Here is a 25,502-nt window from a genome sequence, read left to right as displayed (position 1 = left end):
CACAAAGCCCTAAAAGTGCTATTTAAGAATCGTAATGGGGATACTATTTGAGCCAAAATGGGGGTGAAAATCGAATTAAGTAAACATGTCGCCCGAACGCTCTTTTTGTATCAGCAAGATGCAAGCGCTATTTACGGAACTATGTAAAAACTTCGGCGTGGCATTGAAAAAAGTCTAAAGTTGAACTTAAGATTGAGGGCAATCTGAAGTTGTGACCTGTATTAAGGGAATTGCACACCCACATGTGTAACTTTCTGATCTAAGATCACGACAGACTGAAAAGAACTGAAGACTCTCAAGGCATAGCCCACACGTGTGTTTGTCGGGCCGGAAGCGGGGAACTTTCGGGACGAACCTAACTCATTGCCGGGCTATGTTGCAGTATCCAAAAAACAAATGAGAAGGAAAACTTCATGCGCGACACCGCACGTTCCACCAAGGCCAAGGCCACATCTAAGTCCAGGCGCCGTTCCCTCTGGATTGCAGCTGGCGCTGTTCCAACCGCACTCGCGTTGAGCATGTCCCTGGCCGCACCAGCGGCGATGGCTCAGTCCAGCAACCTCTCCTCAGACGCTGTTATTGGTGGAATCACCGATGGCCTGACTGATTACCTGAAGCCACGCGTTGAAGAAATTCCTGCAGGTGAAATCACCTACCCAGAGATCGCTGGCCTGCCTGAGGGCGTGCGCGTGATCAGCGCGGAGTGGTCAACCTCCAAGCATGTCACTTTGACCATCCAGTCTGCTGCTATGCCTGAAAGCCCAATCAAGGTGCAGTTGCTGCTTCCACGTGATTGGTATTCATCACCTGATCGTGAGTTCCCTGAAATTTGGGCCCTCGATGGTCTGCGTGCAATTGAACAGCAGAGCGGCTGGACCATTGAGACCAACATTGAGCAGTACTACGCGGATAAGAACGCAATTGTCGTGCTTCCTGTTGGTGGTGAAAGCTCCTTCTACTCTGACTGGAATGAGCCAAACAACGGCAAGAACTACAAGTGGGAGACTTTCCTCACCCAGGAACTCGCACCGATTCTGGATAAGGGCTTCCGCTCCAACACCGACCGTGCGATCACTGGTATCTCCATGGGTGGTACCGCGGCAGCTAACATTGCTTCCCACTACCCAGACATGTTCAAGTTCGTTGGTTCCTTCTCCGGCTACTTGGACACCACCTCCACTGGTATGCCAATTGCTATTTCTGCAGCGCTAGCGGATGCAGGCGGATATGATGTCAACGCTATGTGGGGACCTGCAGGTTCTGAGCGTTGGAAAGAAAATGATCCAAAGTCGAACGTGGCCAAGCTCAAGGGCAAGACCATTTATGTTTCTGCCGGTAACGGTGCAGACGACTTCGGTAAAGAGGGTTCTGTAGCCATTGGGCCTGCTAATGCGGCAGGTGTTGGCCTGGAAGTTATCTCCCGTATGACCTCCCAGACCTTCGTTAACGCCGCGGGTCAGGCTGGCGTGGATGTTATTTCCAGCTTCCGCCCATCTGGTGTGCACTCATGGGAGTACTGGCAATTTGAGATGACTCAGGCGTTCCCTCACATCGCTAATGCACTTGGCATGACTACCGAGGATCGCGGTACCGAGTGCGCACCTGTTGGAGCTATTGCCGAGGCCGTTGCTTCTGGTTTCATGGGCACCTGCTTGACCAACGAGTACGATGCTGCATCTGGCAAGGCCCAGGACTTTGCTAACGGTCGCGCATACTGGTCCGCAAACACCGGTGCACATGGCCTGGTTGGACGCATCAATGCTCGTTACTCTGAGCTCGGTGGACCTGATTCTTGGCTGGGCTTCCCAACCTCTAATGAGCTGACCACTCCAGATGGAAATGGTCGCTACGTCACCTTTGAGCATGGCTCCATCTACTGGACCGCACAGACCGGCCCATGGGAAATCCCTGGCGATATGATCGCCGCATGGGGCACCCAGGATTATGAGAAGGGCAGCTTGGGCTACCCAACTGGTGCAGCACTTGAGTACAACGGTGGCCTGCGCCAGCAGTTCCAGGGCGGTTACGTCTTCCGCACGTCCAACAACCAGTCCTACTGGGTGCGTGGAGAGATCTCCAAGAAGTATGCAGAAGAGGGCATCTTCGAAAAGCTTGGTTTCCCAACCGGCAACGAGAAGCTGATCAACGGTGGCGCTTTCCAGGAATTTGAAAAGGGCAACGTTTACTGGTCTGCAAACACCGGCGCGCACGTGATTCTGCACGGCGATATCTTTAACGCGTGGGGCGCTAAGGGCTGGGAGCAGGGCGAATACGGTTTCCCAACCTCTGATCAGTCAGCAATCACCGCTGGCGGACAAACCATTGATTTTGAGCACGGCACCATCCGTCAGGTCAACGGCCGAATTGAGGAGTCTCGCTAATAGTGAAGCGCATCCTAGCAACCCTTGCAGCTGCACTGCTGAGTGTCAGTCTTGCCGCATGCGGTGGCGTCACTGTGGAAGGTGACGACACCACCGGTAATGCCACCGGCACAGTGCCCACTGAGGAGCAATCCTCCGGGTCTAGCAGTACCGAAAGGACGTCGGAACGAAGCGGTCAGGCGTCGCAAAGCAATGGAAGCACAGCCCGGGACGGCGCAGCCGAGGAAATCGACGGCCTGCCCGAGGCGACGGTGGAACGCAGCGCGGAGGCACAAGCGTTCCTGGATGAGCTAACAGATAAAAACATTGACGTCTCTGGTGTGGAAGATCAGCTGATCGCAACCGCGCAGAATTATTGCAATTCTGAAAACAAGGACGAAAATGTCACCGTTGATGCAGTTGCGGGCCAACTTATCGTGCAGGGACGCACCAGCGTGCAGGAAGAACAGGCAGCGGAGATTTCTACGCTGCTGAAGGAATCGGCAGATCGGACGTATTGTTAACCGATGAGGAAAACCATCACCGTTATTGCTGTACTTATTGTCCTCGTCTTAATTGGCGTGGGCGTGGTGCAGTATGTGAACACATCCGATGATTCCGATTTCATTGGTAAACCAGGCGAACCAACCGGAACTGAAACAACGGAGCCACCAGCTCAACCTGATTGGTGCCCGGACGTTGAGTTCCTGTCCGCGCCGGGCACGTGGGAATCGGCTGCTAATGATGATCCGATCAACCCAACTGCCAATCCGTTGTCGTTCATGTTGACCATCACGCAGCCACTGCAGGAGCGCTATTCTGCTGACGACGTCAAGGTGTGGACGCTGCCGTACACCGCGCAGTTCCGCAACATCAACTCACAAAATGAGATGACGTATGACGATTCGCGCAACGAGGGTCTGTCGAAGATGACCAGTGAGCTTGTCAGCATGCACCGCGACTGCCCGGCAACTGAGTTCATCATCGTCGGTTTCTCCCAGGGTGCGGTCATTGCAGGCGATGTGGCAGCGCAGATCGGTTCGGGGCAAGGAGCCATTCCGGCTGACAGCATCAGGGGTGTCGCCCTGGTTGCTGATGGCCGCAGGGAGCCTGGTGTGGGCCAGTTCCCAGGCACTTTCGTTAACGGTATTGGCGCGGAGGTTGCGTTGCAGCCCCTCAACCTGCTGGTTCAGCCCATCGTTCCAGGTGCGACCATGCGCGGAGGCCGTGTGGGCGGCTTCGGCGAACTTAACGATCGCGTGCAAGATATCTGCGCCCCCAACGATGCGATTTGTGACGCCCCCGTCAACGTCGGCAACGCGCTTGACCGCGCCATGGCCATGGTTGCCGCCAATGGCGTGCACGCGCAATACGCCACCAACCCGGACGTTTTCCCAGGCACAACCACCAACGCGTGGATTGTAGATTGGGCAACAAACCTCATCGACAACGGTTAAAGATTTTTTGCTTGTCGACGCGCCCCTCCCCGGCGCGATCTTGGGTTAAGGAACAGGCACCCACTCAAGTAGTGTTAGTTTGCAAAAGTAATGAAATGTTCATCTTCGGCGATGATCACAATAGTCATAAACAGATTTTAAGAGGGGTTCACATGGATTTAGATAAAGCTATTGGTTCATTTTTCGACGAAAATGGAGAAATCAACCTTCCTCCATTCCTTACTTTGGCAGCCATGGGCGAGTTCATGTACCAGGCTGACATCGCAGAAGGCGGCGGAGATGAACCACGTATGCATTTCTGGGACTTCTCCGAAAACCGTGACGGCAAGCTGATTGAATACACCCGCAATGAAATTGATACCCGCATCAAGGCAGTTGCAGGCCGTTTGCAGCAGGTAGCCACCATTGGTGATCGCGCAGCAATCTTGGCAAACAACAGCCCGGAATACATTTTCAGCTTCCTTGGCGCGATCTACGCAGGCATGGTTCCCGTGCCACTTTATGACCCAAATGAGCCAGGCCACGCCGATCACCTCAACGCAGTTTTCGCAGACAGCGAACCAGTAGTTGTCCTAACTAATGCTAAATCCGCAGGTGCGGTGCGCAAGCACTTTTCCAACCTGCCAGCAGCCGAACGCCCTCGCATCCTTTCCGTAGATTCCTTGCCTGATTCTTTGGCGGAATCTTATGAGAACCCCATGCTGACTGAAGCCGGTCGTCGTTTGGCTGCGCTGCGTCAATCCGCACCAATCGATCTCACTGCTTTCTTGCAGTACACCTCTGGCTCCACCCGAACCCCAGCCGGTGTTGTGCTGACCAACCGCTCCATCCTTACCAACGTGCTGCAGATCTTCAGAGGTGCACAGCTTAAGACACCTCTGCGCTTGGTGTCTTGGCTTCCACTGCACCACGATATGGGCATTATCCTGGCAGCGTTTGTCACCATGCTTGGTTTGGACAACGAGTTCATGAACCCACGTGACTTCGTGCAGCAGCCATCCCGCTGGATCAAGCAGCTTAACCGCCGTGAAGGTGACGTCAACGTCTACACCGTTGTCCCCAACTTCGCCCTTGAGCTTGCAGCACGTTACGCAAAACCAGCAGAAGGCGAGACCCTGGATCTCTCCGCACTGGATGCCATCATCATTGGTTCAGAGCCAGTGACCGAAAAGGCACTGACCACCTTCCGTGAAGCTTTTGAACCATATGGTCTCCCGGTACAAACTCTGCGTCCTTCCTATGGTCTTGCAGAAGCATCCCTGCTGGTCTCTACCCCACAGACCGAAAACCGCCCACTGATTTCCTACTTCGACCGTGAAGCGCTGGCTGAAAACCGCGTTGAACTGGTAGAAAAGGGAAGTGAAAAGGCCGTGGCATTCGTGTCTAACGGCCAGGTCGTTGTGCCACAGCAGCTGGTCATTGTCGATCCAGACACCGGATCCGAGCTGGAAGACGGCCAAATCGGTGAAATCTGGACCCACGGTGAAAACACCGCAGCCGGCTACCTTGACCGAGAAGAAGACACCGCAGAAACTTTCCGCAACCGTCTAAAGAGCCGCCTTGCTGAAAACTCCCGCGCAGAAGGTGCAGCCGACGACAACTACTGGATGGCCACCGGCGACCTCGGCGTGATTGTAGATAACGAGCTCTACATCACCGGACGCCTGAAGGACCTCATTGTTGTTGCAGGTCGTAACCACTACCCACAGGACATCGAATACACCGTCCAAGCGGCGTCCTCTCACATCCGTGCAGATTCTGTCGCAGCATTCGCAGTTCCTGGCGATGACATCGAAAAGCTCATCATCCTGGCTGAACGTGACAACACCGCAAACGAAGCCGACGATGCAGCAGCTGAAGAAGCAATCCGTTCTGCAGTAGGTTCTGCACACGGTGTGGTTCCAGAAGAAATCCGCATCGTTGCGCCAGATGAGATCGCGCGTTCTTCTTCCGGAAAGATCGCACGACGCGTTAACCAGCGCAACTACATCCAAGAACAAGCTAACTAGATCTTGGATTTAAAACCCCCGATGGAATCCATCGGGGGTTTTAAATTTCGGGAGTCCGTAGAAGGCGATTTAAGAGGTCGAAGTTTCCCGGATGGGTCTTTGCTTGGGTGGGGCTGGTTTGGTCGCTTGAGGGCGATTCTGAGCGTTGTTAATTTTGGGGCTGATGGGGTGGAAGTGAAACCTGAAAGTTTGCTGATCAAGTACTCACCACAAACGGGCCCCCGGTCTTTCAAATCGGTCAAAAATTTGCACTTTGAAGGTTGCCCAGCGAGAATCCTCACCACAAAACACAAAAATCCGTTGGTTTGTGGTGGATATTCGCACATTTATTCCCTTAGTGCCTGTCGCGCACTTAGGTAAATTCCATCGTGGCCTTTAGCCTTGTAAACTATTGCAGTTAACAGTGAGTGCAATTAAAGTGCTCAAAATTCTAGGAAATATGGCTCCTGAGCTGGGGATGAAACACTCTTCTGCGATTGAGCGATAAACGTCTGGATGTCTATTCTTCTTATCTTTTTAGGTTGAATAGCAAAGATTTTTTTAAGTTTAATTAGTAATCGAGCTGAAAGGCTGAGGCCAAATATGGAACAGAGCCAATCGTCGGATCAGAAGATGACCGTTGAACAGGTTCGCACCTGGCTCCGTGATTGGGTTGTCCGTACCACTGGTCTTCCGGTGGAAGAGGTAACGGATGACAAAGCAATGGAGACCTTTGGCCTCTCCTCTCGTGATGTTGTTGTGCTTTCTGGTGAGTTAGAAAACCTGCTGGACACCACGTTGGATGCCACAATCGCGTATGAGTATCCAACGATTCGCGGTTTGGCGCAGCGTCTTGTGGATGGCGAGCCACGTCGTGCGCATGCCCAGCGTGAGCTTAATTTCTCTGCGGTGAGCGATTCGCCGGGCTCTCACGATATTGCTGTGGTGGGTATGTCGGCTCGTTACCCAGGTGCAGAGAACTTGGATGAAATGTGGAAGCTGCTCATTGAGGGCCGTGATGGCATTTCGGATCTGCCGATTGGTCGTTGGTCTGAGTATTCCGGCGATGAGGTTATGTCGCGGAAGATGGAAGAGTTTTCTACCATCGGTGGCTACTTGTCGGATATTGCCAGCTTCGATGCTGAGTTCTTTGGTTTGTCACCTTTGGAGGCAGCCAACATGGATCCGCAGCAGCGCATTTTGCTGGAGCTGACTTGGGAAGCCTTGGAAAATGCTCGCATTGCACCGAATACTCTTCGCGGTGAATCAGTGGGTGTGTTCATGGGTTCGTCCAACAATGACTACGGAATGATGATCGCTGCTGATCCAGCAGAAGCACACCCTTATGCTTTGACTGGTACCTCGAGCGCGATTGTGGCAAACCGCATCAACTACGCTTTCGATTTCCGTGGCCCTTCGGTCAATGTGGATACTGCGTGTTCTTCTTCTCTCGTTGCAGTGCACCAGGCTGTGCGTGCGCTGCGTAATGGTGAAGCGGATCATGCTATTGCTGGTGGCGTCAATATTTTGGCATCTCCTTTTGTCACCACTGCTTTTGCTGAGCTTGGTGTGATTAGCCCAACTGGCAAGATCCACGCTTTTTCTGATGATGCTGATGGTTTTGTGCGTTCTGATGGTGCGGGTGTCATTGTGCTTAAGCGCGTGGATGATGCGATCCGCGATGGCGACAACATCATCGGCGTGATCAAGGGTTCTGCAGTGAACTCCGATGGTCACTCCAATGGCTTGACTGCACCAAACCCCGATGCGCAGGTTGATGTGCTGCAGCGTGCATATGTTGATGCCCAGGTTGATCCGACCACTGTGGATTATGTTGAGGCCCATGGCACCGGAACCATTTTGGGTGACCCAATTGAAGCAACTGCTCTTGGTGCAGTGCTTGGCTATGGTCGCGATGCCTCAACCCCAACTCTTTTAGGATCTGCGAAATCTAACTTTGGACACACCGAGTCTGCAGCCGGTATTGCTGGTGTGATCAAGGTGTTGCTGTCCTTGCAGCACAAGACGCTTCCTCCTACCGTGAATTTTGCGGGACCGAATCGCTATATCGATTTTGATGCTGAGCGTTTGGAAGTCGTGGAGGATCCACGCGAATGGCCTGAATACAACGGTCATGCTGTTGCGGGTGTGTCTGCGTTTGGTTTCGGTGGAACTAACGCGCACGTGGTGATCTCTGAGTTCAACGCAGAAGACTATGAAACTCGTGGGCAAAAGGCTGCGCAGCTTCCTGACCCGCAGGTAGCTTTGCCGGTGTCGGGGCACCTGCCTTCCAGGCGTCGACAAGCAGCTGCTGATTTGGCGGACTTCTTGGAGGGCCGCAAAGATGAAGACCTGACTCCAGTGGCCCGCGCGCTGACCGGGCGCAACCATGGCCGCTCCCGTGCGGTGGTGCTTGCCAGCACCGTTGAGGAAGCCGTCAAGCGTTTGCGCCAGGTGGCAGAAGGCAAGGTCAGCGTTGGTATTTCCGCCGCTGATTCACCAGCCACCAACGGCCCTGTATTTGTGTACTCGGGCTTTGGTTCACAGCACCGCCTCATGATTAAAGAACTGTGCTCCATTTCTTCGCAGTTCCGTGAGCGCATCGAAGAGCTCGATGAAATGGTCAAATTTGAGTCCGGCTGGTCCATCATGGAACTGGTTTTGGATGATGAGCAGACTTATGACACCGAGACCGCGCAGGTTGCTATCACCGCAATTCAGATCGCTTTGACTGATTTGCTGGCAAGTTTCGGCATCAAGCCGGCTGCTGTCATGGGTATGTCCATGGGTGAGATCGCTGCGGCTTATGCAGCGGGTGGCCTGAGTGATCGTGACACGATGCTGATCGCAAGCCACCGCTCCCGACTGATGGGTGAGGGCGAGAAATCCCTCCCAGAGGATCAGCTTGGTGCCATGGCCGTGGTGGAATTCGCTGCTGCGGACCTGGATAAGTTCATTGAGGAAAACCCTGAGTACAAGGGCATTGAGCCAGCTGTTTACGCAGGTCCGGGCATGACTACCGTGGGTGGGCCTCGTGATGCGGTGGTTCAGTTTGTAGAGAAGCTGGAAGCTGAGTCCAAGTTTGCTCGTTTGCTCAACGTGAAGGGCGCTGGACATACCTCTGCTGTGGAGCCGCTCTTGGGTGAACTTGCTGGTGAAATCGCTGGCATTGAGCCACTTCCGCTGCAGATCCCGCTGTTTAGCTCTGTGGATAAGGGCGTTACTTACCCGGTCGGTTCCGTGGTGCACGATGCGGATTACATGCTGCGTTGTACTCGTCAGTCAGTGTATTTCCAAGACGCCACCGAAGCGGCGTTTGCTGCCGGACACAACACTTTGGTGGAAATTTCCCCGAACCCGGTTGCTCTCATGGGCATGATGAACACCGCGTTTAGCGTGGGTAAGCCTGATGCGCAGTTGCTGTTTAGCTTGAAGCGTAAGGTCCCAGAGGCTGAGTCGCTTCGTGATCTGATGGCAAAACTTTATGTCAATGGTGAAAACGTTGACTTCTCCGGCCTCTACGGCGACGGCGAAGTTATCGATCCACCACATATCACCTGGAAGCACCAGCGTTTCTGGACTTCTGCGCGCCCATCATCTGGTGCGTCGTTGGACCTGCCTGGTTTCCGCGTGAACTTGCCTAATAATTCCGTGGCGTTTTCCACCGCTGCTGAACTCGCACCATCTGCGGTTGCCATCATGGAAGCTGCCGCCATGGCCGTGACCCCAGGCGCTTCAGTGGACGCCGTTGATGAGCGCGATATGCTCCCACCAAGTGGCGAGATCACCACGATTGTTACCCGCAGCCTGGGCGGATTGAGCCTTGCGGTGTACAAGATTGTGGGCAACACCAGCACGCTTGTGGCCGAAGGTTTTGCCGCCAACCCCGGTTTTGCTGCAGCTCCAGCTTTTGATGGACAAGGCTACAAAGAATTCGGCGACGATTTCTCTGACCAGCCTGATCCTCGTTCCGATCTGCCGTTAGATGTTGAGGCAGTCCGCTGGGATCCCGCCACCGAAACCGTGGAAGAGCGCATGCGCGCGATTGTCTCCGAAGCAATGGGCTATGACGTTGATGACCTGCCTCGCGAGCTCCCTTTGATTGACCTCGGCCTGGATTCTCTCATGGGCATGCGCATTAAAAATCGCATCGAAAATGACTTCCAGATCCCACCGCTGCAGGTCCAGGCTCTCCGCGACGCTTCGGTTGCCGACGTGGTGATCATGGTTGAAAACCTTGTCGCTGAGCGCTCCACCGAGACGCTTGTCGACGCCACCCCGCAGTCACCAGCCAAGCAACCAGAGAAGGCTGCAGACGGGCAGGGCGTTGGGGTTGCGCCGCGAGACGCGTCGGAACGCATGGTCTTTGGCACCTGGGCAGGCCTCACTGGTGCTGCTGCAGCGGGTGTGACCAGCACCTTGCCAAGCATCGATGTAGACACCGCAACTGCAATCGCGGAACGACTTACCGAACGTTCCGGCATTGAGATCACAACCGAACAAGTGCTGGCTGCCGAAACCCTGGAACCTTTGTCTGACCTGGTGCGCGAAGGCTTGGAAACTGAAGTCCAAGGCAATATCCGTGTGCTGCGTGAACGCAAAGAAGGCTCCACCAAACCAGCAGTGTTCATGTTCCACCCAGCAGGTGGCTCATCCGTGGTCTACCAACCGCTAATGCGTCGTCTTCCAGAAGATGTTCCTGTCTACGGTGTGGAGCGTTTGGAAGGTGATCTGAAAGATCGTGCCGCAGCCTATGTAGAGGACATCAAGCAGTACTCTGACGGTCTCCCAGTAGTGTTGGGTGGCTGGAGCTTCGGCGGAGCAGTGGCTTTCGAGGTCGCTCACCAGCTGGTTGGCACAGACGTAGAGGTCGCCACCGTGGCGCTGCTGGATACAACCCAACCATCTGAACCAGCTCCAGATACGCCAGAGGAAACTCGAGCTCGCTGGACTCGGTACGCTGAGTTTGCCAAGAAGACGTATGGTCTAGATTTCGAAGTTCCTTTTGACATCCTCGACACCATTGGTGAAGACGGCATGTTATCCATGCTGACTGAGTTCTTGACCAACACCGACGCCTCCGAACATGGACTGTCCGCCGGAGTGCTGGAACACCAGCGTGCATCTTTTGTGGACAACCGCATCCTGGCTAAACTTAATTTTACAGATTGGGCCAACGTGAAAGCACCAGTCATGCTGTTCCGTGCAGAACGGATGCATGATGGAGCTATCGAACTTGAACCAAGCTATGCCAAGATTGATCAAGATGGTGGATGGTCCGGAATCGTCGATGATCTGGAAATTATTCAGCTACATGGCGACCACCTTGCAGTTGTCGATGAACCAGAAATCGGCACAGTCGGCGCTCACCTGAGCCGCCGCATTGATGAGATTTCTCGGAAGAATTAGTAACGGAGAGCTGACGGAAGTTGAGTAAAACCACTACTGCAGAGAAGCTAGCGGATCTGCGCGCCCGCCTGGAAATCGCCAAAGACCCAGGCAGTGAACGCGCACGCACCAAACGCGATGAGGAAGGTCGAAGTACCCCTCGTCAACGCATCGATGCGCTGCTTGATGCCGGATCCTTCGTGGAGATCGGCGCACTAGGTCGCACTCCGGGGGAGCCGGATGCGCCTTACTCTGATGGTGTGGTCACTGGCTACGGACGCATCGACGGCCGCCCCGTTGCCATTTACGCCCACGACAAAACTGTGTACGGCGGATCTGTGGGACAGACTTTCGGACGTAAAGTCAGTGAAGTCATGGACATGGCGATCCGCATTGGTTGCCCTGTCATTGGTATTCAGGATTCCGGCGGAGCCCGCATCCAGGACGCCGTCACCTCTCTAGCAATGTACTCCGAAATCGCGCGCCGTCAGCTTCCACTCTCTGGTCGTAGCCCGCAGATCTCCATCATGCTGGGCAAATCCGCTGGAGGTGCGGTGTATGCCCCAGTGACCACCGACTTTGTCATTGGTGTCGACGGCGAAACCGAAATGTATGTCACCGGCCCCGCCGTCATCAAAGAGGTCACTGGTGAACAGATCACCTCCGCCGACCTCGGTGGCGGTGCGCAGCAAATGCAAAACGGAAACATCTCCTACTTGGCATCTTCTGAAGAAGAAGCGCTCAATGTGGTCAAAGATCTTCTCGATTTCCTACCACTGACCTGCAACGATCCCGCACCAGTCTTTGCTGCGCCAAGCGATGAAGAAATCGCCTACGACGAATCGCTCAACACCTTCATGCCCGACGACACCAACCAGGGCTACGACATGCACGACCTGCTGTCCAAGCTTTTCGACGATTCCAACCTCCTCGAAATCCAAGAGGAATACGCCCCCAACCTCATCACCACCTTCGCCCGCATCGATGGCAAAGCCGTAGGTGTAGTAGCCAACCAACCGATGGACAAAGCAGGCTGCATCGACGCCGACGCAGCAGACAAAGGTGCCCGCTTCATCCGCATCTGCGACGCCTACAACATCCCCATCATCTTCGTCGTTGACACCCCCGGCTACCTACCAGGCGTCGACCAGGAAAAAGTTGGCCTGATTCACCGCGGTGCAAAACTCGCATTCGCAGTGGTAGAAGCAACCGTGCCAAAAATCTCCCTCATCGTGCGCAAAGCATACGGCGGAGCATACGCAGTCATGGGATCCAAGAACCTTACCGGCGATCTCAACTTCGCATGGCCAACCGCGCAAATCGCAGTGATGGGTGCAGCCGCCGCCGTCGTGATGATCCAAGGCAAACAACTCGAAGCAGCCCCACCAGAGCAGCGCGAATACATGAAGAAACTGTTCATGGACTTCTATGACGAAAACATGACCAGCCCTTATGTCGCCGCCGAACGAGGCTACATCGACGCAATGATCGAACCCGCAGAAACCCGCCTGGTGCTCCGTCGTGCCGTGCGACAGCTAGAAAACAAAGCAGTGCGCGACCTCGATAAGAAGCACACCATCATGCCGATGTAACACCTGAAGGATTTTTTAGATAGAAACCCTGTAACCAATTTGCTAGAGGAGACCGAAATGGCAATCATCGCTCTATTGCTAGGTATTGATATTTTCAGCACGACTCTGCCGTATATCCAGGGCTTTTTAAGCTACTAAGTCCCCAAAAGTGGGAGCCGCCGAAATGTTCGGGGGCTCCCATTTTTGTATTTCGGCAAAAGCCGGTGGCAGCACCAAAACCACGGGAACTTACTTTCGGTTTTTCTGGACCTGGTTTGGTATTTACGCGTTAGGACCGGACGCAGATGCCCAGCATGCGGCTTTTGAGGGTCTTGAGCACCGTGGTCTGACTCACACCAAACATACGTGCCAAAGTTTCGGGATTTCGGGATTTCTTGTCACGTATGTTTGGTCTGGCGTCGGTGGTCGAAATTTTGGTGGCTGATCCAAAAAATCTTAAGACTCCAGAATCGCTTCTAAGGGCCTTTAGTAGGTGTAGCCATACCAATGCTCATGGCGGATTTTCGACGCCTTAAAAAGCCTCTCAGTGTGCCGGCCACTAAAGGGCGATTTCTTAAGTTCGATACCGCGACTCCGATACCTCAAGCTCAATTTCTTAACACCGATTTCAGTCGGATTTCCACCCCAAACCGACTGGTATCGAATATGCGAAATTGAGGATAAGAAATTGGAAACGCGAAATCGAAAGGGTGAAATCGCAGTTGAGGTCTCGAACTTAACGCAAGAACCAAACCAGCAAAACTAGCGCATCGTTACTTTAAACAGTGCTCGCCATCCCAGGACCAAAATGGCGGATGCGGTGGTGGCAACGATCATGAATGACCAGTGCGGAACTTCTCCGTTGTTGAATCCCCAAATTACAAGTCCCACCACGACGGCTAGAATCCACACCATGAGTCCTGCCGGGCGAATCATTTCACTGGGTAGTTTGGCGGGAAGGATCACGGCCAGGTATGCGATGAACACTCCTGCGAGGAAGGGCAGCCATGTGAAAAACCAGCCTTGCACGTTTAGGGGCATGTCGGGGCTTTGGTGAGCGATCCGGGCAAAAAGTGCGAAGAGACCGATGGCGATGGAATCACACAGTAAGGACATCCAGCGGTTCACGTTTCTGGCCTTTCAATTGCGGACTGTGGGTTTGAGTCTGTGTTAATCGTATCCTGTTCTACTTCGGAGGTTTCATTAGCCTTGAGGCCTTTGGGGGTGAAGTAGATAAAATAGATGACCCATCCGACAATCGCCATGATGATAAAAGAGCATAGTCGGTAGATTATGACAGCTCCGGCGGCTTCGATGGCGGTCATTCCGGTTGCTACCAGGGCTGCGATGTAGGCGGCTTCGATAGGGCCGATTCCGCCTGGGGTGGCTTGGATGGAGCCTGCGATTTTTGCGGTGGTGTAGGCCAGGAGTACGCCGGCGATGGTGGTGTTGTTGGGTTCTGCGTCAAACATGGGGGCGGTTCCGGTGACGGCCCAGATGCAAATCCATAGGGAGAAGGCGTCGAAAAGCCTATTGCCTAAAGACCAGGCGGCGCTGGCGGCGAATTGCGGCCCCGTGAGTGCGACGGACCGTAGCTGCTCAATGCTTCCAAGAAGCTTTTCGACGATTCCCCCCTCCCTGTTTTTTGCAATTTTTCGCACCCACCGCGCCAAGGTATCAGGGTTGTTCGCTGCCCAATAAACAGCACCGGAGAGTGCAACCATGGCCAGAAGCGTAGCGATCAGTGACCATAAATTAAGCGATGCCCCCATAAAAAACACCGCGATCACACCGAGTGCCACCAACCAGACGGTGGAAAGTGCACTGGAGAGTAAGAAAAACCATGAGCACAGCACAGCACTTGCACCCCAGCTGCGCTGCACTTTGTACGTTAGAATCGCAGAGAACGCGGGGCCGCCGGGAAGTGTCGCGGACCAGGAATTAGAGGCAAACGTCAGCGCGGTGGTGGATTTCAGCGTGGTTGTTGTGCCACCTGCTTTGAGCATAATTTGCATCACTTTGGCCATCGCCACGAAGGAAAGCACAAGTGCCACCATTGTGAGCGCGAGTCCAAGGGGGCTAATGTGGCGGATTTGTTTGATGCCCATTTTTAAAAATTCCAGCTGATCGCGCAGGAAAAATAGGATCACCCCTAGAATCGCAAGGGACAAAGCCCAGCGAATCCAGGGGTTGCTGAAAATTGCGCGCATTTATTTAATCTAGATCCTCAAGCCTGCGCTTTTCTAGTCGTGCTTTAAGCTCCACGAAGGAGACTAAATCGCGGTTTTCTTGTGTGCTCATACCGCCACGGGATGCAATGCTATCGCCTGCGACGACGGCTTCATGTACGGTGACTTCCTCGTCATCGTTAAGCCTGCGGGTGGTTGGGCGTGCTGGTTCTTCTACGTCAGATCCGTGTCCCATCACGGTGTAGGCCTTTTTCACGAAGCCGGGTGCCCACCAGTTGTCGTCGCGAAGCAGGTGCATCACTGCAGGTACCAGCAACATGCGGATGATGGTGGCGTCCAAGATGAGCGCTGCGATCATGCCGAATGCAATGTATTTCATCATCACGATCTCTGAGAATCCGAAAGCACCACATACAACAATCATGATCAATGCCGCTGCGGTAATGATTGATCCGGTGTGCGCAGTGCCATAGCGGATGGCATCGTCGGTGGATTCACCTTTGTCGCGGGCTTCCACCATGCGTGAGACCAGGAAAACCTCGTAGTCTGTGGACAGTCCGTAAATAATTGCCATGATCAAGACCAATACGGGACTCATCAGTGGGCCAGGGGAGAAGTTCAAGGCGCTGGCTCCCACACCGTCCACAAACATCAGGGTCAAAATACCCAGCGTTGCGCCCATACCCAAAATGGTCATGATGATCGCCTTGGCTGGCAAAATTATGGAACCGAAAACCAAAGACATGAGGATGAAAGTGGCCAACACAATGTAGATGGCCATCCATGGAAGCTTCTCAAAGAGCGCTTCAATGGACTCGATCTCCATGGCTGGGGTGCCACCGATGTGTACTTCGACGCCTTCAGGAACAGAAATGTCTCGAAGCTGCTGCACCACCTGCTCATTTAAGGAACGGTCTTGAATGCCAGCTGAAAGCACGGTGGTGCCATCATCGGTGGTTGCACCGGCGGTGAAACGGTCAGTAAGTCCTTCTACTTCGTTGGCCTGGACATAAATGTCAATCAACTGATTGTTGTCCGCCCCGGTGACAACGAGCTTGATGGGCTCGGTGCGGAAGGAGGGGAAGGCTTCGTCGAAACGCTCTTGGGCTACGCGCGTGTCGTTGGCCGGTGGCAGATAGGTTTCGTTGATGCCACCGAATTTCACGCCTGTTAAAGGCACAGTCAGGGCAAGCAATAGCAGCACCACACCGACAGTCACTGCCTTTGCATGGCGCATCGCCCATGCTGGGACGCGGAACCAAATGGTGTCTTCTAAACGGCGTGCCGTGCGTGCCGTGCGACGCAAGCTCCACTTATCGATGTTTTTACCCAGCATGCCAAACAGCGACGGCAGGACCGTCACGGACATTAGCGCTGCAAGCCCGACTGCAGAAATGGCGCCGAACGCTACCGATTTCAAAAATGCCTGTGGGAAAACGAAAAGCCCAGATAGTGCCACAGCTACCATCGCGGCAGAAAACACCACAGTTTTGCCCGCAGTGGCAGTGGTAGTGGCAACGGCCTGTTCAATCGGGGTGCCCTTGTCCATTTCCTCACGGAATCTAGACACCATGAACAATCCATAATCAATGGCCAGACCCAAGCCCAGCAAGGTAACCACCGATTGGGCAAAGACGTTGACTTGGAAGAACCCAGCCAAAATAGCCAAGATTCCCAAAGAACCCAGGATGGATAAAATGCCCACGATCAGTGGCATTGCTGCAGCTACGACGGATCCAAAAACAATGAGCAACAAGACAGCCACAAACGGCAGGGCAAATACTTCAGCTCGTGCAATATCGCTAGCCATGCCTTCATCTAGTGCATCGGCCACGGCAGTTGCTCCGGCGACCTCTGTTGTCACGCCGCCAGCAAGGTTATCTGGTGTTAGTTGATCTTCAATCGCGCGGAAATCTTTCAGTGTTTGCTCACCGTCACCTTTAAGCCCAAGAGCTGCAAAGGTTTGGGTTTTATCCGCACTGAGAAGATTTTGATTACGGGTATCAAAATAACTATTTACTTGGCTGATCTCATCAGGATTGTTGCTTACCAGCCCGTCAAGAAAGCTAGACACGCTGTCAAAAACCTCTGGATCATCAAACGAGGTCCCTTCAGGTGCAGTAAATAACAACACCACGTCGCCATCGTTGTCGCGCCCAAAGGTCTCCAACTCGATGCTTGCTGCAGCTGTGGAGGATGAACCAGGGTCATCCCAACCTTCTTGGCTCATGCGTTCGCCCAACTTGGAGCCGAAAAGAACGAACAGCGCCAAAATGGCAACGATGACAACTAGCGGAACAATGCGCCTATACCTGTAAGCAAAGTGGCCCCATTTAGAGAACACGGGTGGTTTACTCCTGTGAATTGTGGCGGTTGGACAACAAGGCAGTCAACGGGCGGAATGGCTGTAGCCATGCTCCGCCTTCTGGCAGATTATCCAGGCTGACACGTGGAAGTGGTTCGCGGAATACGCCGGGGATTTCCTCTAGATCAACAAACTCGATTGTCTCATGGGCAACCGCCCAAGATGCGTGCTCGTGGAATCCAATGACCGTGGCTGGAATGCCTTCTGCAACGAGCTTTTCCAGGGTTTCCCTGAAGTTTTGACCATCCGCACTAGCCACGATGACGCCACGAAGAACTCCTTCTTCATAGCGCCTCTGGATGTGGTTAATCATGTCTGGGTCGACATCAGAGTCTTCGCCAACCTTTGGTTTAGCAAAGACCGCAAAACCAACGTTTCGGAGAGCTTCCACCCACGGCCGAACGACATCAGAACCACCTGGGGTGATGTTGGCAAACACCGTGGCTTCTGGTTCGATGTGTCGACCAAGTTCATGCGCTCGGCGGCCTGCGCGGGCAAGTAGCCACCGGCCAATGGCATCAAAACGAGGACGGTAGGCAGCTGTTGGTCGGCCTCCAAGAATTGCACCCAAACCCATATCGAGGTTCGGTGCATCCCACACTAGAAGGACACTTTCTGGTCCTTCTTTATCAGTGGGGTTGTAGCTGTGAATGACCTCATGAACATCAGACATTAGTTTTGCACCTTCTGCCATAGGTACTCATTGATCACGTGATCTTTTTCCAAGCCTTTGCCTTCAAACTTGGTGATCACCTGACGATCAGTCAGCTGTGGGCATTCCGCCCATGGCCAGCCTTTGTATTCCAACAAAGGCTCGACTTCAACTAGCTCATTGATCCACTCGGCGTAATCAGCGTGGTCGGTAGCAACATGGAGCACGCCACCGGGTTTAAGCTTCTTGGCAAAAAGGTTCAATGGGCCAGATTGGATGATGCGACGTTTGTTGTGGCGCGCTTTTGGCCAAGGATCAGGGAAGTAGACGCGGATGCCATCGAGGGATTCATCCGCGAACATTCGGTTGAGTACTTCGATGCCGTCTCCGCGCACCATGCGCACGTTGTTGATGTCTCCGCGCACAACCGAGCCCATCAGTTTAGCGAGGCCTGGTTTGTACAGCTCGACAGCAACGATATTGGTATCAGCTTCCAAAGGTGCCATCGCAGCAGTAGATGTACCGGTGCCCGAGCCGATCTCAACGATGGTTTTAGCCCCTGTGCGGCCAAACCATGAATCAAGATCAATCAACTCATCTTCGAGGATGCGACCCAGCTCAGGCCACTTTTCATCCCACATGGTTTGCTGATTTTCGGTCAGGGTGCCACGCCTAAACGTGACACTTCCCAAGCGCGGGTAGTCGAGGTCATTATCAAAATCGGATTGGAGAGGTCGGCCGGCTGGCAGTTCTCCTAATTGATCACGGGAATTATCAGAAATAGACATTATTTGTTATTTTTCCTGTTCAACTGTGAAACTTCAATATGCATGAACTTTGATGAATCATTTGAGCTTTGAAGATTAAGCTTTTCGACGATTCGTTTCGTTACAGCAATCGTACCGGCGATGGTGGACACGATGACATGAAAGAGCATCAAGGCCAATAAGTACAGGCTGAAGTAATCAAACAATGCCAGCTCAGTGCTTTGGGCCAAAAAGTGAGCGCCCAAACTCAAGGTACCTACAGGGAATGTACTTGCCCACCAGGTAGGGCTGTAGGTTGCGCCTTTCACAACGGCTTTATAAAACAAAAAGTGTGCAATTGCTCCCAGTGGGATGCTGATAATCCCCATGACAAAGCCGTAAATAATCGCGATACGTGTTGTGGTTGTGGAAGTGAATGCGTCCCCGATTAGTTGCGCTGCTGCAGTTGATTGACCAACCATTCCCAAAGGGATCCATGACGTTGGCGTGGCCATGAGTGGGATGCGCGGCCCATGTGGGCTGAAGTAATAAAAATACACTCGAGCGAAAACAAGCGGTGCCACGGCCAACGTGGAAAGGAAAAGAGCAAAAGAAATCCACAACAATGGGGTGGAACCATAGTGATCATGAAGTTGCGCTGCTGAGGTTGAAGCCACCATGGGAGTAACCAAAGGCAAGCCCCATGTAAATGAGGGAGTGCCAGCGGTGCCGCGCAAAAGCGCACTTGTATATAAGGAATAAGCGACAAGTCCGATTATTGTTCCACTGGCCCAACAAAAGAACATAAATTCCCAATAGTTATCCCCTAAAACGCTCGTGCTGGCACTGCCCAAAGCGATCAGTCCCATAGAGAGCATTGCCCATGCCGGCATGACCTCTGTTTTAAAACGTGGTGAGCGGTAGATGAGCCAGCCGCCGATGATGACAACGGCGACGATGCACGCGAGGGTGAAAAAGGCATCCGCGGCGAAAGGGAAACCATGAGTTTTAAGTAGTGATGACAAGAGTGAGATGCCCATGAGAGAACCTGCCCACGCTGGGCCCGGTAGCGGTAAGACTGCTGCATAGTTCTTCGTCGAAGGGGTTTTGGGCATGTCCAATACTTTAAGCCTTGGGGGAAGTGGAAGCGCTAATGAGGAGGTTTGGGACGTCAGGGTACTGGTCTCGACCTGGCTGTCTGAAACTTGCAGTTTCGCGAATGTGTGGATTCATTTTTGCAATGTTTGTTAATTTTATACTTTGCCGCTTCTGCACACTCTTCTTGCTGGCGGGAGATTTAGGGAGGTGTGCTTATGCGAGTCAAAGTGAAGCTTCATTGGAGGCTTAAAACTGGACCAACTGGATATAACCAGTATGGGTTTAGTGGTGTACGTTTAGCGTATTGGATCAAGGAATGAAGAGGATTCTGGTTGGAAAATCTGACCAAGAATTCACTGATTTCTTTGCCTGGGCAGGGGTGGGGTATGGCGGTGCGGGCAAAAATGTGGAAGTGAATGTGGTTTTAGGTTTTCGGGTGCTGTAATTGGCCAACTTTGCCAAAATTTCTCCCCTAATAATTAGGGAAAGGGATTACCATTGGCGCTGTTCTCGGCGTTTTGACATACTTTGTCCGAATGTTAAGAGTTTTACTGCCACAGTTTTAAGGAAATGCGCGATCGAATGTGTCAGCAGTATGGAAATTTGTTTCATATCGCCATTGATGGGAAATGAACTAACGGAAAACGTTGAATCCTCAAGTGGAAAATCACCCCCAAATTAGGTTACCCATATGACGACTCTTGCATTAGAGAAGGCGTGTAGATGCGCGTGGGCAGGGGGTAGGCGCACTGGTAATGACAAATGTGGCCGTTGTCTCACTCGACTTTTTAACTAGTTCGGTATTAGAAAGCTACGCTAGGGGACGAGAACTCTGTCGAATGACACAAATCTGGAGAAGTTATGACTACTGCTGCAATCAAGGGCCTTCAGGGTGAGGCTCCTACCAAGAACAAGGAACTGCTGAACTGGATCGCAGACGCCGTCGAGCTCTTCCAGCCTGAGTCCGTTGTGTTCGTTGATGGATCCCAAGCTGAGTGGGACCGCATGGCGGAGGATCTTGTTCAAGCCGGAACCCTGATCAAGCTCAACGAGGAAAAGCGTCCAAATAGCTACTTAGCGCGTTCCAATCCTTCCGACGTTGCTCGTGTTGAGTCCCGCACCTTCATTTGCTCTGAGAAGGAAGAAGATGCAGGCCCAACTAATAACTGGGCTCCACCACAGGCAATGAAGGACGAAATGTCCAAGCATTACGCCGGATCCATGAAGGGTCGCACCATGTATGTTGTGCCTTTCTGTATGGGCCCTATTAGCGATCCAGATCCAAAGCTTGGTGTGCAGCTTACTGACTCCGCATATGTTGTTATGTCCATGCGCATCATGACCCGCATGGGTGCAGAAGCACTGGACAAGATTGGTGAAAACGGCAGCTTCGTTAAGTGCCTGCACTCCGTTGGTGCACCTTTGGAGCCAGGTCAAGAAGACGTTGCATGGCCTTGCAACGACACCAAATACATCACCCAGTTCCCAGAGACCAAGGAAATTTGGTCCTACGGTTCCGGTTACGGCGGAAACGCCATCCTGGCTAAGAAGTGCTACGCACTGCGTATTGCTTCTGTTATGGCACGTGAAGAGGGCTGGATGGCTGAGCACATGCTCATCCTGAAGCTGATCAACCCAGAGGGCAAGGCGTACCACATCGCAGCGGCATTCCCATCCGCATGTGGTAAAACCAACCTCGCTATGATCACCCCAACCATCCCAGGTTGGACCGCTCAGGTTGTTGGTGATGACATTGCGTGGCTGAAGCTCCGCGAAGACGGCCTTTACGCAGTAAACCCAGAAAATGGTTTCTTCGGTGTTGCTCCAGGCACCAACTACGCATCCAACCCAATTGCGATGAAGACCATGGAACCAGGCAACACCTTGTTCACGAACGTTGCACTAACTGATGATGGCGACATTTGGTGGGAAGGCATGGATGGGGACGCGCCAGCTCACCTCATCGACTGGAAGGGCAATGATTGGACCCCTGAGTCTGATGAAGCAGCAGCTCACCCTAACTCCCGTTACTGCGTAGCAATTGATCAGTCCCCAGCAGCTGCACCTGAGTTCAACGATTGGAAGGGCGTTAAGATCGACGCAATTCTCTTCGGTGGACGTCGTGCAGACACTGTCCCACTGGTTACCCAGACCTTCGACTGGGAGCACGGCACCATGGTTGGTGCACTGCTCGCATCCGGTCAGACCGCAGCTTCTGCAGAGGCAAAGGTTGGTGCACTGCGCCACGACCCAATGGCAATGCTCCCATTCATTGGCTACAACGCCGGTGAGTACCTGCAGAACTGGATCGATATGGGCAACAAGGGTGGCGACAAGCTGCCATCCATCTTCCTGGTCAACTGGTTCCGCCGTGGCGAAGATGGTCGCTTCCTGTGGCCTGGCTTCGGCGACAACTCCCGCGTTCTGAAGTGGGTTATTGATCGCATCGAAGGCCGTGTTGGCGCAGAAGAGACCGTTGTGGGCCACACTGCTAAGGCTGAAGACCTTGATCTTGAAGGCCTCGACACCCCAATCGAGGATGTCAAGGAAGCACTTTCCGCTCCAGCTGAGCTGTGGGCAAACGATGTTGAGGACAACGCAGAGTACCTCACCTTCCTTGGACCACGTGTTCCTGCAGAGGTTCACAGCCAGTTCGACGCACTGAAGGCTCGCATTACCGCAGCTCAGGCTTAAGAACTAAAAATAGTAGGGCTCCCACCGCACAAGATTGCAGTGGGAGCCCTACTTTTATGTTTAAACTTTAGACACAAAAATTGCTTGTCGACGCCCTCCGGCAGTTTCCCGGCAGCGCACAAGTGCACTCAATCTTTTCTAAACACCAGCACCAAATTACTCACGGCGAATTCCCGCAGAACTGGTACTTTCACCATCCACCACGCCCAACTTGGGTGATAGCGAGGAAATGCAGCCACAAGCTGAGCATCTGCTACTGAAGCTCCCCATTCAAGCCCCTCCCGGCAGGAAACATTAAACAGTGATTCCCCGAAAACGTTCTTGGGAGGATGCCCATGCTTTTTTGTATAGCGATCCCTGGCAAATGCCCCACCAATGTAGTGTTCCCACAATCCGGTTTCATGACCACCGAATGGGCCTAACCAAACGGTGTAACTCAAAATGGCAAGACCACCACTGTTGGTCACCCGCAGCATTTCTTCGCCCATTCTCCACGGCTGTGCCACGTGTTCAGCCACGTTAGAGGAATACACCACGTCAAAGGTTTCTGATTGAAAAGGTAAGTCAAGGCCTGAACCGCGCACTGAACCATGGACATCGATGCCTGCAGCTGACATTTCCCCAACATCGGGCTCTACGGAAAAGTAAGTGCTACCTCGTTGTTCAAAGGCTGTGGCAAAGTATCCTGGTCCGCCACCAACATCAAGCACCTTGAGCCCATCCAGCCCCTTGCCAACACAGTCTTCACACAACGCCTCCACCAAATTTGAGGTGTCTTTGGCTAGGTTGCCGTAGAAAATATCAGGTCGGGTTTGCTCAAATTTGAAATCAGTGAGCAACCCCCACGACCTACGCAAAGTGGCCAAACGACGCAGCGCAGGAAACCCCAAAAACCCGGGAAGCCCCAAAAACCCGGGAAACCTTGAGAGCCTCACCATTTAGACGCGAGTCCAGTTGAGATCCCGGATGTCCTCGCCGTTCATCCAGCGCAACATGGTGGTGATCGCATCATCGGTGGAGGCCACAATGGTGGTGTTTCGTACTCCAGCGACACCGAATTCTAAGGTCCATCCGTCTACTTCGCTTAGGCTTCGTGCGGAAATATAGGTGGATTCATCGGCGGGGTTTTCTATATCGAACTGTGCGATTTTGAGGTAGTCATCGTCATCAGCAATGGAGTTTAGGAGGTGTTCTAAACCGAGGCGGGAGGCGCCAATGCGGGCGTCGTCGTCACCTTTGGTTTGGGTGGTAAATGCGATGTCTTCGTCGCCGTAACGGAGTATTTCGTCATCGTATTGAATGCCTAGTCCAGAGGCGAGTGCAACATCGTCGAGCCAGCCGAGGCAGTCGTTGATGAGATCGTCGTCGATCTCAATGGTGACGTTTCTGGGGTGGGTAAAAGGAACGCCTAAAAAGTCAACGTCGTCTTCTTTTGCTGCGCTGAGAATGATTTCGCGGATTTGTGCGGGTGAGTGGGTGGGGGAGAAAACGGTGATCGTTGTGGACATGGCTTCCATTATGACTTGTTTAAAAGCCGCTAGACTGAATAACCCTATGAAGATCCTTTTGTTGTGCTGGCGTGATACCACTCATCCTCAAGGTGGCGGAAGTGAACGCTACCTTGAACGGGTGGGTGAGTTTTTGGCGAAACAAGGCCATGAGGTGGTGTTTCGTACAGCTGGGCACACTGATGCGCCGAGGCGTTCTTTTCGCGATGGTGTGAGGTATTCCCGAAGCGGTGGGAAATTTAGTGTGTATCCGAAGGCGTGGGTTGCCATGATGTTGGGGAGTGTGGGGATCGGTACGTTTTCCAAGGTTGACGTGGTGGTGGATACGCAAAATGGCATTCCGTTTTTTGGGAAGCTGTTTTCCGGCAAGCCCACCATTTTGCTCACGCACCATTGTCACAAGGAACAGTGGCCGGTGGTGGGCCCGGTTTTAGCGCAGGTGGGGTGGTTGATTGAAAGCCGAATTGCGCCACGTGCTTACAAAAAAGCGCCGTATGTGACGGTGTCTGAACCCAGCGCGCAGGAGTTAATTGCGCTGGGTGTGAATCCGCAGCAGATTCATATTGTGCGCAATGGTGTGGATCCAGTTCCGCCACACATTCCGCGCCTGGACCGCGACGGCCAACACGTGGTGACCTTGTCCCGTTTGGTGCCACATAAGCAGATTGAACATGCCATGGATGTGGTCGCAGCCCTTGATGGGGTGGTCTTGGATGTCGTGGGTAGCGGCTGGTGGCAGGAAGAACTCGTGGATTATGCCCAGACTTTAGGAGTCAGTGACCGCGTGATTTTCCACGGCCAGGTCGCCGAGGATCATAAGCACGCACTGTTGGAGCGCGCCACGGTCCACCTCATGCCGTCTCGCAAGGAAGGTTGGGGCCTGGCGGTAACAGAAGCCGCGCAGCACAGCGTCCCCACGATCGGCTACCGCAATTCCGGCGGTCTGCGCGACTCCATCGTCGACGGCGAAACCGGCCTGCTCGTCGACTCCAAGGCCGAACTCATTTCAGCAACCAAAAAGCTGCTTTTCGACGCCCCCCTCCGCACCCACCTCGGCACCCGCGCCAAAGAGCGCGCCGAAAACTACAGTTGGGACACCGCGGGCACCCAGTTTGAGGAACTACTTCTTGGCCTTGCGTCGAAAAAGTAGTCCAAGCGGCAGAGCCATCCACAAGATCGTTAAGCCAACGCCAAGATAGACCCGACTTGGATCAATCTCCTACTGGCTCTCTGAAAAAGCGCGTTAGCGTTTATCGCCTTGTTTAAAGCCTCGAGTTTTCTTAGATGAGCTTATGCATGCACTTGACCTTGAAAACCCGTTAAAAGCGCTGCTGGGGAGGTATGACTTTTCAGGGTAAGGGCTTAAATTTGAGAGCGACCAAACCAGGAGACCCAGAATCTTCAAAAACTTAAATTCTGGGTCTCTGTGTTTGGTATTGAGAGCGATACACCAAACTAGGAGACCCACAAACGTCGAAAATGTGAT

At 53.2% G+C, this 25,502-nt stretch carries 17 protein-coding genes; 9 read left to right on the top strand and 8 right to left on the bottom strand.

The genetic code is table 11. The annotated features are described in order from the left end of the window. The first annotated feature begins 413 nt into the window (after positions 1 to 413). From N24_RS15065 to N24_RS15040, 6 genes are all read left to right on the top strand, one after another. Positions 414 to 2,381 carry an alpha/beta hydrolase-fold protein gene (locus tag N24_RS15065; RefSeq protein WP_096458957.1) on the top strand — a complete coding sequence of 656 codons (1,968 nt, stop codon included), beginning with the start codon at positions 414 to 416 and terminating at the stop codon, positions 2,379 to 2,381. Between the two features lie 2 nt (positions 2,382 to 2,383). Beyond that, positions 2,384 to 2,884 carry a DUF732 domain-containing protein gene (locus N24_RS15060; protein ID WP_096458954.1) on the top strand — a complete coding sequence of 167 codons (501 nt, stop codon included), beginning with the start codon at positions 2,384 to 2,386 and terminating at the stop codon, positions 2,882 to 2,884. Positions 2,885 to 2,887: 3 nt separating this feature from the next. Beyond that, on the top strand, positions 2,888 to 3,817 hold the full coding sequence (locus tag N24_RS15055) for a cutinase family protein (protein ID WP_096458951.1): 930 nt from the start codon (positions 2,888 to 2,890) through the stop codon (positions 3,815 to 3,817). Between the two features lie 152 nt (positions 3,818 to 3,969). After that, positions 3,970 to 5,826 (top strand): FadD32-like long-chain-fatty-acid--AMP ligase, encoded by a 1,857-nt coding sequence (locus tag N24_RS15050; protein ID WP_096458948.1) that lies wholly within the window; start codon positions 3,970 to 3,972, stop codon positions 5,824 to 5,826. Positions 5,827 to 6,408: 582 nt separating this feature from the next. After that, positions 6,409 to 11,214, top strand: a complete 4,806-nt coding sequence (locus N24_RS15045; protein ID WP_096458945.1) for a type I polyketide synthase — start codon at positions 6,409 to 6,411, stop codon at positions 11,212 to 11,214. A 20-nt stretch (positions 11,215 to 11,234) separates the two neighbouring features. Further along, on the top strand, positions 11,235 to 12,785 hold the full coding sequence (locus tag N24_RS15040) for an acyl-CoA carboxylase subunit beta (protein WP_096458942.1): 1,551 nt from the start codon (positions 11,235 to 11,237) through the stop codon (positions 12,783 to 12,785). 741 nt (positions 12,786 to 13,526) lie between these two features. On the opposite strand, the gene N24_RS15030 is transcribed toward N24_RS15040, so the two are convergent. Genes N24_RS15030 through N24_RS15005 form a run of 6 tightly spaced genes read right to left on the bottom strand, consistent with a single transcriptional unit; the run spans position 13,527 to position 19,831 of the window. After that, entirely contained in the window at positions 13,527 to 13,892 is a 366-nt protein-coding gene (locus N24_RS15030) for a DUF3054 domain-containing protein (protein WP_096458936.1), read from the bottom strand. Then, positions 13,889 to 14,974, bottom strand: a complete 1,086-nt coding sequence (locus N24_RS15025; RefSeq protein ID WP_096458933.1) for a lysylphosphatidylglycerol synthase transmembrane domain-containing protein — start codon at positions 14,972 to 14,974, stop codon at positions 13,889 to 13,891. The genes N24_RS15030 and N24_RS15025 overlap by 4 nt, the downstream gene beginning before the upstream one ends. Before the next feature lie 4 nt (positions 14,975 to 14,978). Next, complete coding sequence (locus N24_RS15020) at positions 14,979 to 17,297, bottom strand: MMPL family transporter (protein ID WP_096458930.1); 2,319 nt, start codon at positions 17,295 to 17,297, stop codon at positions 14,979 to 14,981. A 7-nt stretch (positions 17,298 to 17,304) separates the two neighbouring features. Then, complete coding sequence (locus N24_RS15015; RefSeq protein WP_096458927.1) at positions 17,305 to 17,991, bottom strand: NYN domain-containing protein; 687 nt, start codon at positions 17,989 to 17,991, stop codon at positions 17,305 to 17,307. Then, positions 17,991 to 18,758 (bottom strand): tRNA (guanosine(46)-N7)-methyltransferase TrmB, encoded by a 768-nt coding sequence (gene trmB, locus N24_RS15010; protein ID WP_096458924.1) that lies wholly within the window; start codon positions 18,756 to 18,758, stop codon positions 17,991 to 17,993. The genes N24_RS15015 and trmB overlap by 1 nt, the downstream gene beginning before the upstream one ends. Then, positions 18,758 to 19,831 carry a TDT family transporter gene (locus N24_RS15005; RefSeq protein ID WP_096458921.1) on the bottom strand — a complete coding sequence of 358 codons (1,074 nt, stop codon included), beginning with the start codon at positions 19,829 to 19,831 and terminating at the stop codon, positions 18,758 to 18,760. Before N24_RS15005 ends, trmB begins: the two co-directional genes overlap by 1 nt. A gap of 299 nt (positions 19,832 to 20,130) precedes the next feature. On the opposite strand from N24_RS15005, the gene N24_RS16685 reads away from it, so the two are divergent. Continuing rightward, the gene (locus tag N24_RS16685; RefSeq protein ID WP_269457471.1) at positions 20,131 to 20,259 is read left to right on the top strand and encodes a hypothetical protein; all 129 of its coding nucleotides are present in this window, start codon (positions 20,131 to 20,133) and stop codon (positions 20,257 to 20,259) included. A 416-nt stretch (positions 20,260 to 20,675) separates the two neighbouring features. Next, the gene (locus N24_RS15000; RefSeq protein WP_096458918.1) at positions 20,676 to 22,508 is read left to right on the top strand and encodes a phosphoenolpyruvate carboxykinase (GTP); all 1,833 of its coding nucleotides are present in this window, start codon (positions 20,676 to 20,678) and stop codon (positions 22,506 to 22,508) included. Positions 22,509 to 22,636: 128 nt separating this feature from the next. Here the strand turns inward: N24_RS15000 and N24_RS14995 are convergent, their stop codons facing one another. Together N24_RS14995 and N24_RS14990 are read right to left on the bottom strand one after the other, a co-directional pair. After that, on the bottom strand, positions 22,637 to 23,446 hold the full coding sequence (locus tag N24_RS14995; RefSeq protein ID WP_096458915.1) for a class I SAM-dependent methyltransferase: 810 nt from the start codon (positions 23,444 to 23,446) through the stop codon (positions 22,637 to 22,639). Further along, a complete protein-coding gene (locus tag N24_RS14990; protein ID WP_167382140.1) occupies positions 23,447 to 24,016 on the bottom strand; it encodes a hypothetical protein in 570 nt (189 codons plus the stop codon). It lies immediately after the preceding gene. 46 nt (positions 24,017 to 24,062) lie between these two features. On the opposite strand from N24_RS14990, the gene N24_RS14985 reads away from it, so the two are divergent. Beyond that, on the top strand, positions 24,063 to 25,166 hold the full coding sequence (locus tag N24_RS14985) for a glycosyltransferase family 4 protein (RefSeq protein ID WP_096458909.1): 1,104 nt from the start codon (positions 24,063 to 24,065) through the stop codon (positions 25,164 to 25,166). The last annotated feature ends 336 nt before the right edge of the window (positions 25,167 to 25,502 follow it).

It is taken from the genome of Corynebacterium suranareeae (assembly GCF_002355155.1).
Lineage (GTDB): Bacteria > Actinomycetota > Actinomycetes > Mycobacteriales > Mycobacteriaceae > Corynebacterium > Corynebacterium suranareeae.
The sequence above is the reverse complement of the archived record's forward strand: the minus strand, read 5'-3'. Positions and strand labels throughout refer to the sequence as shown.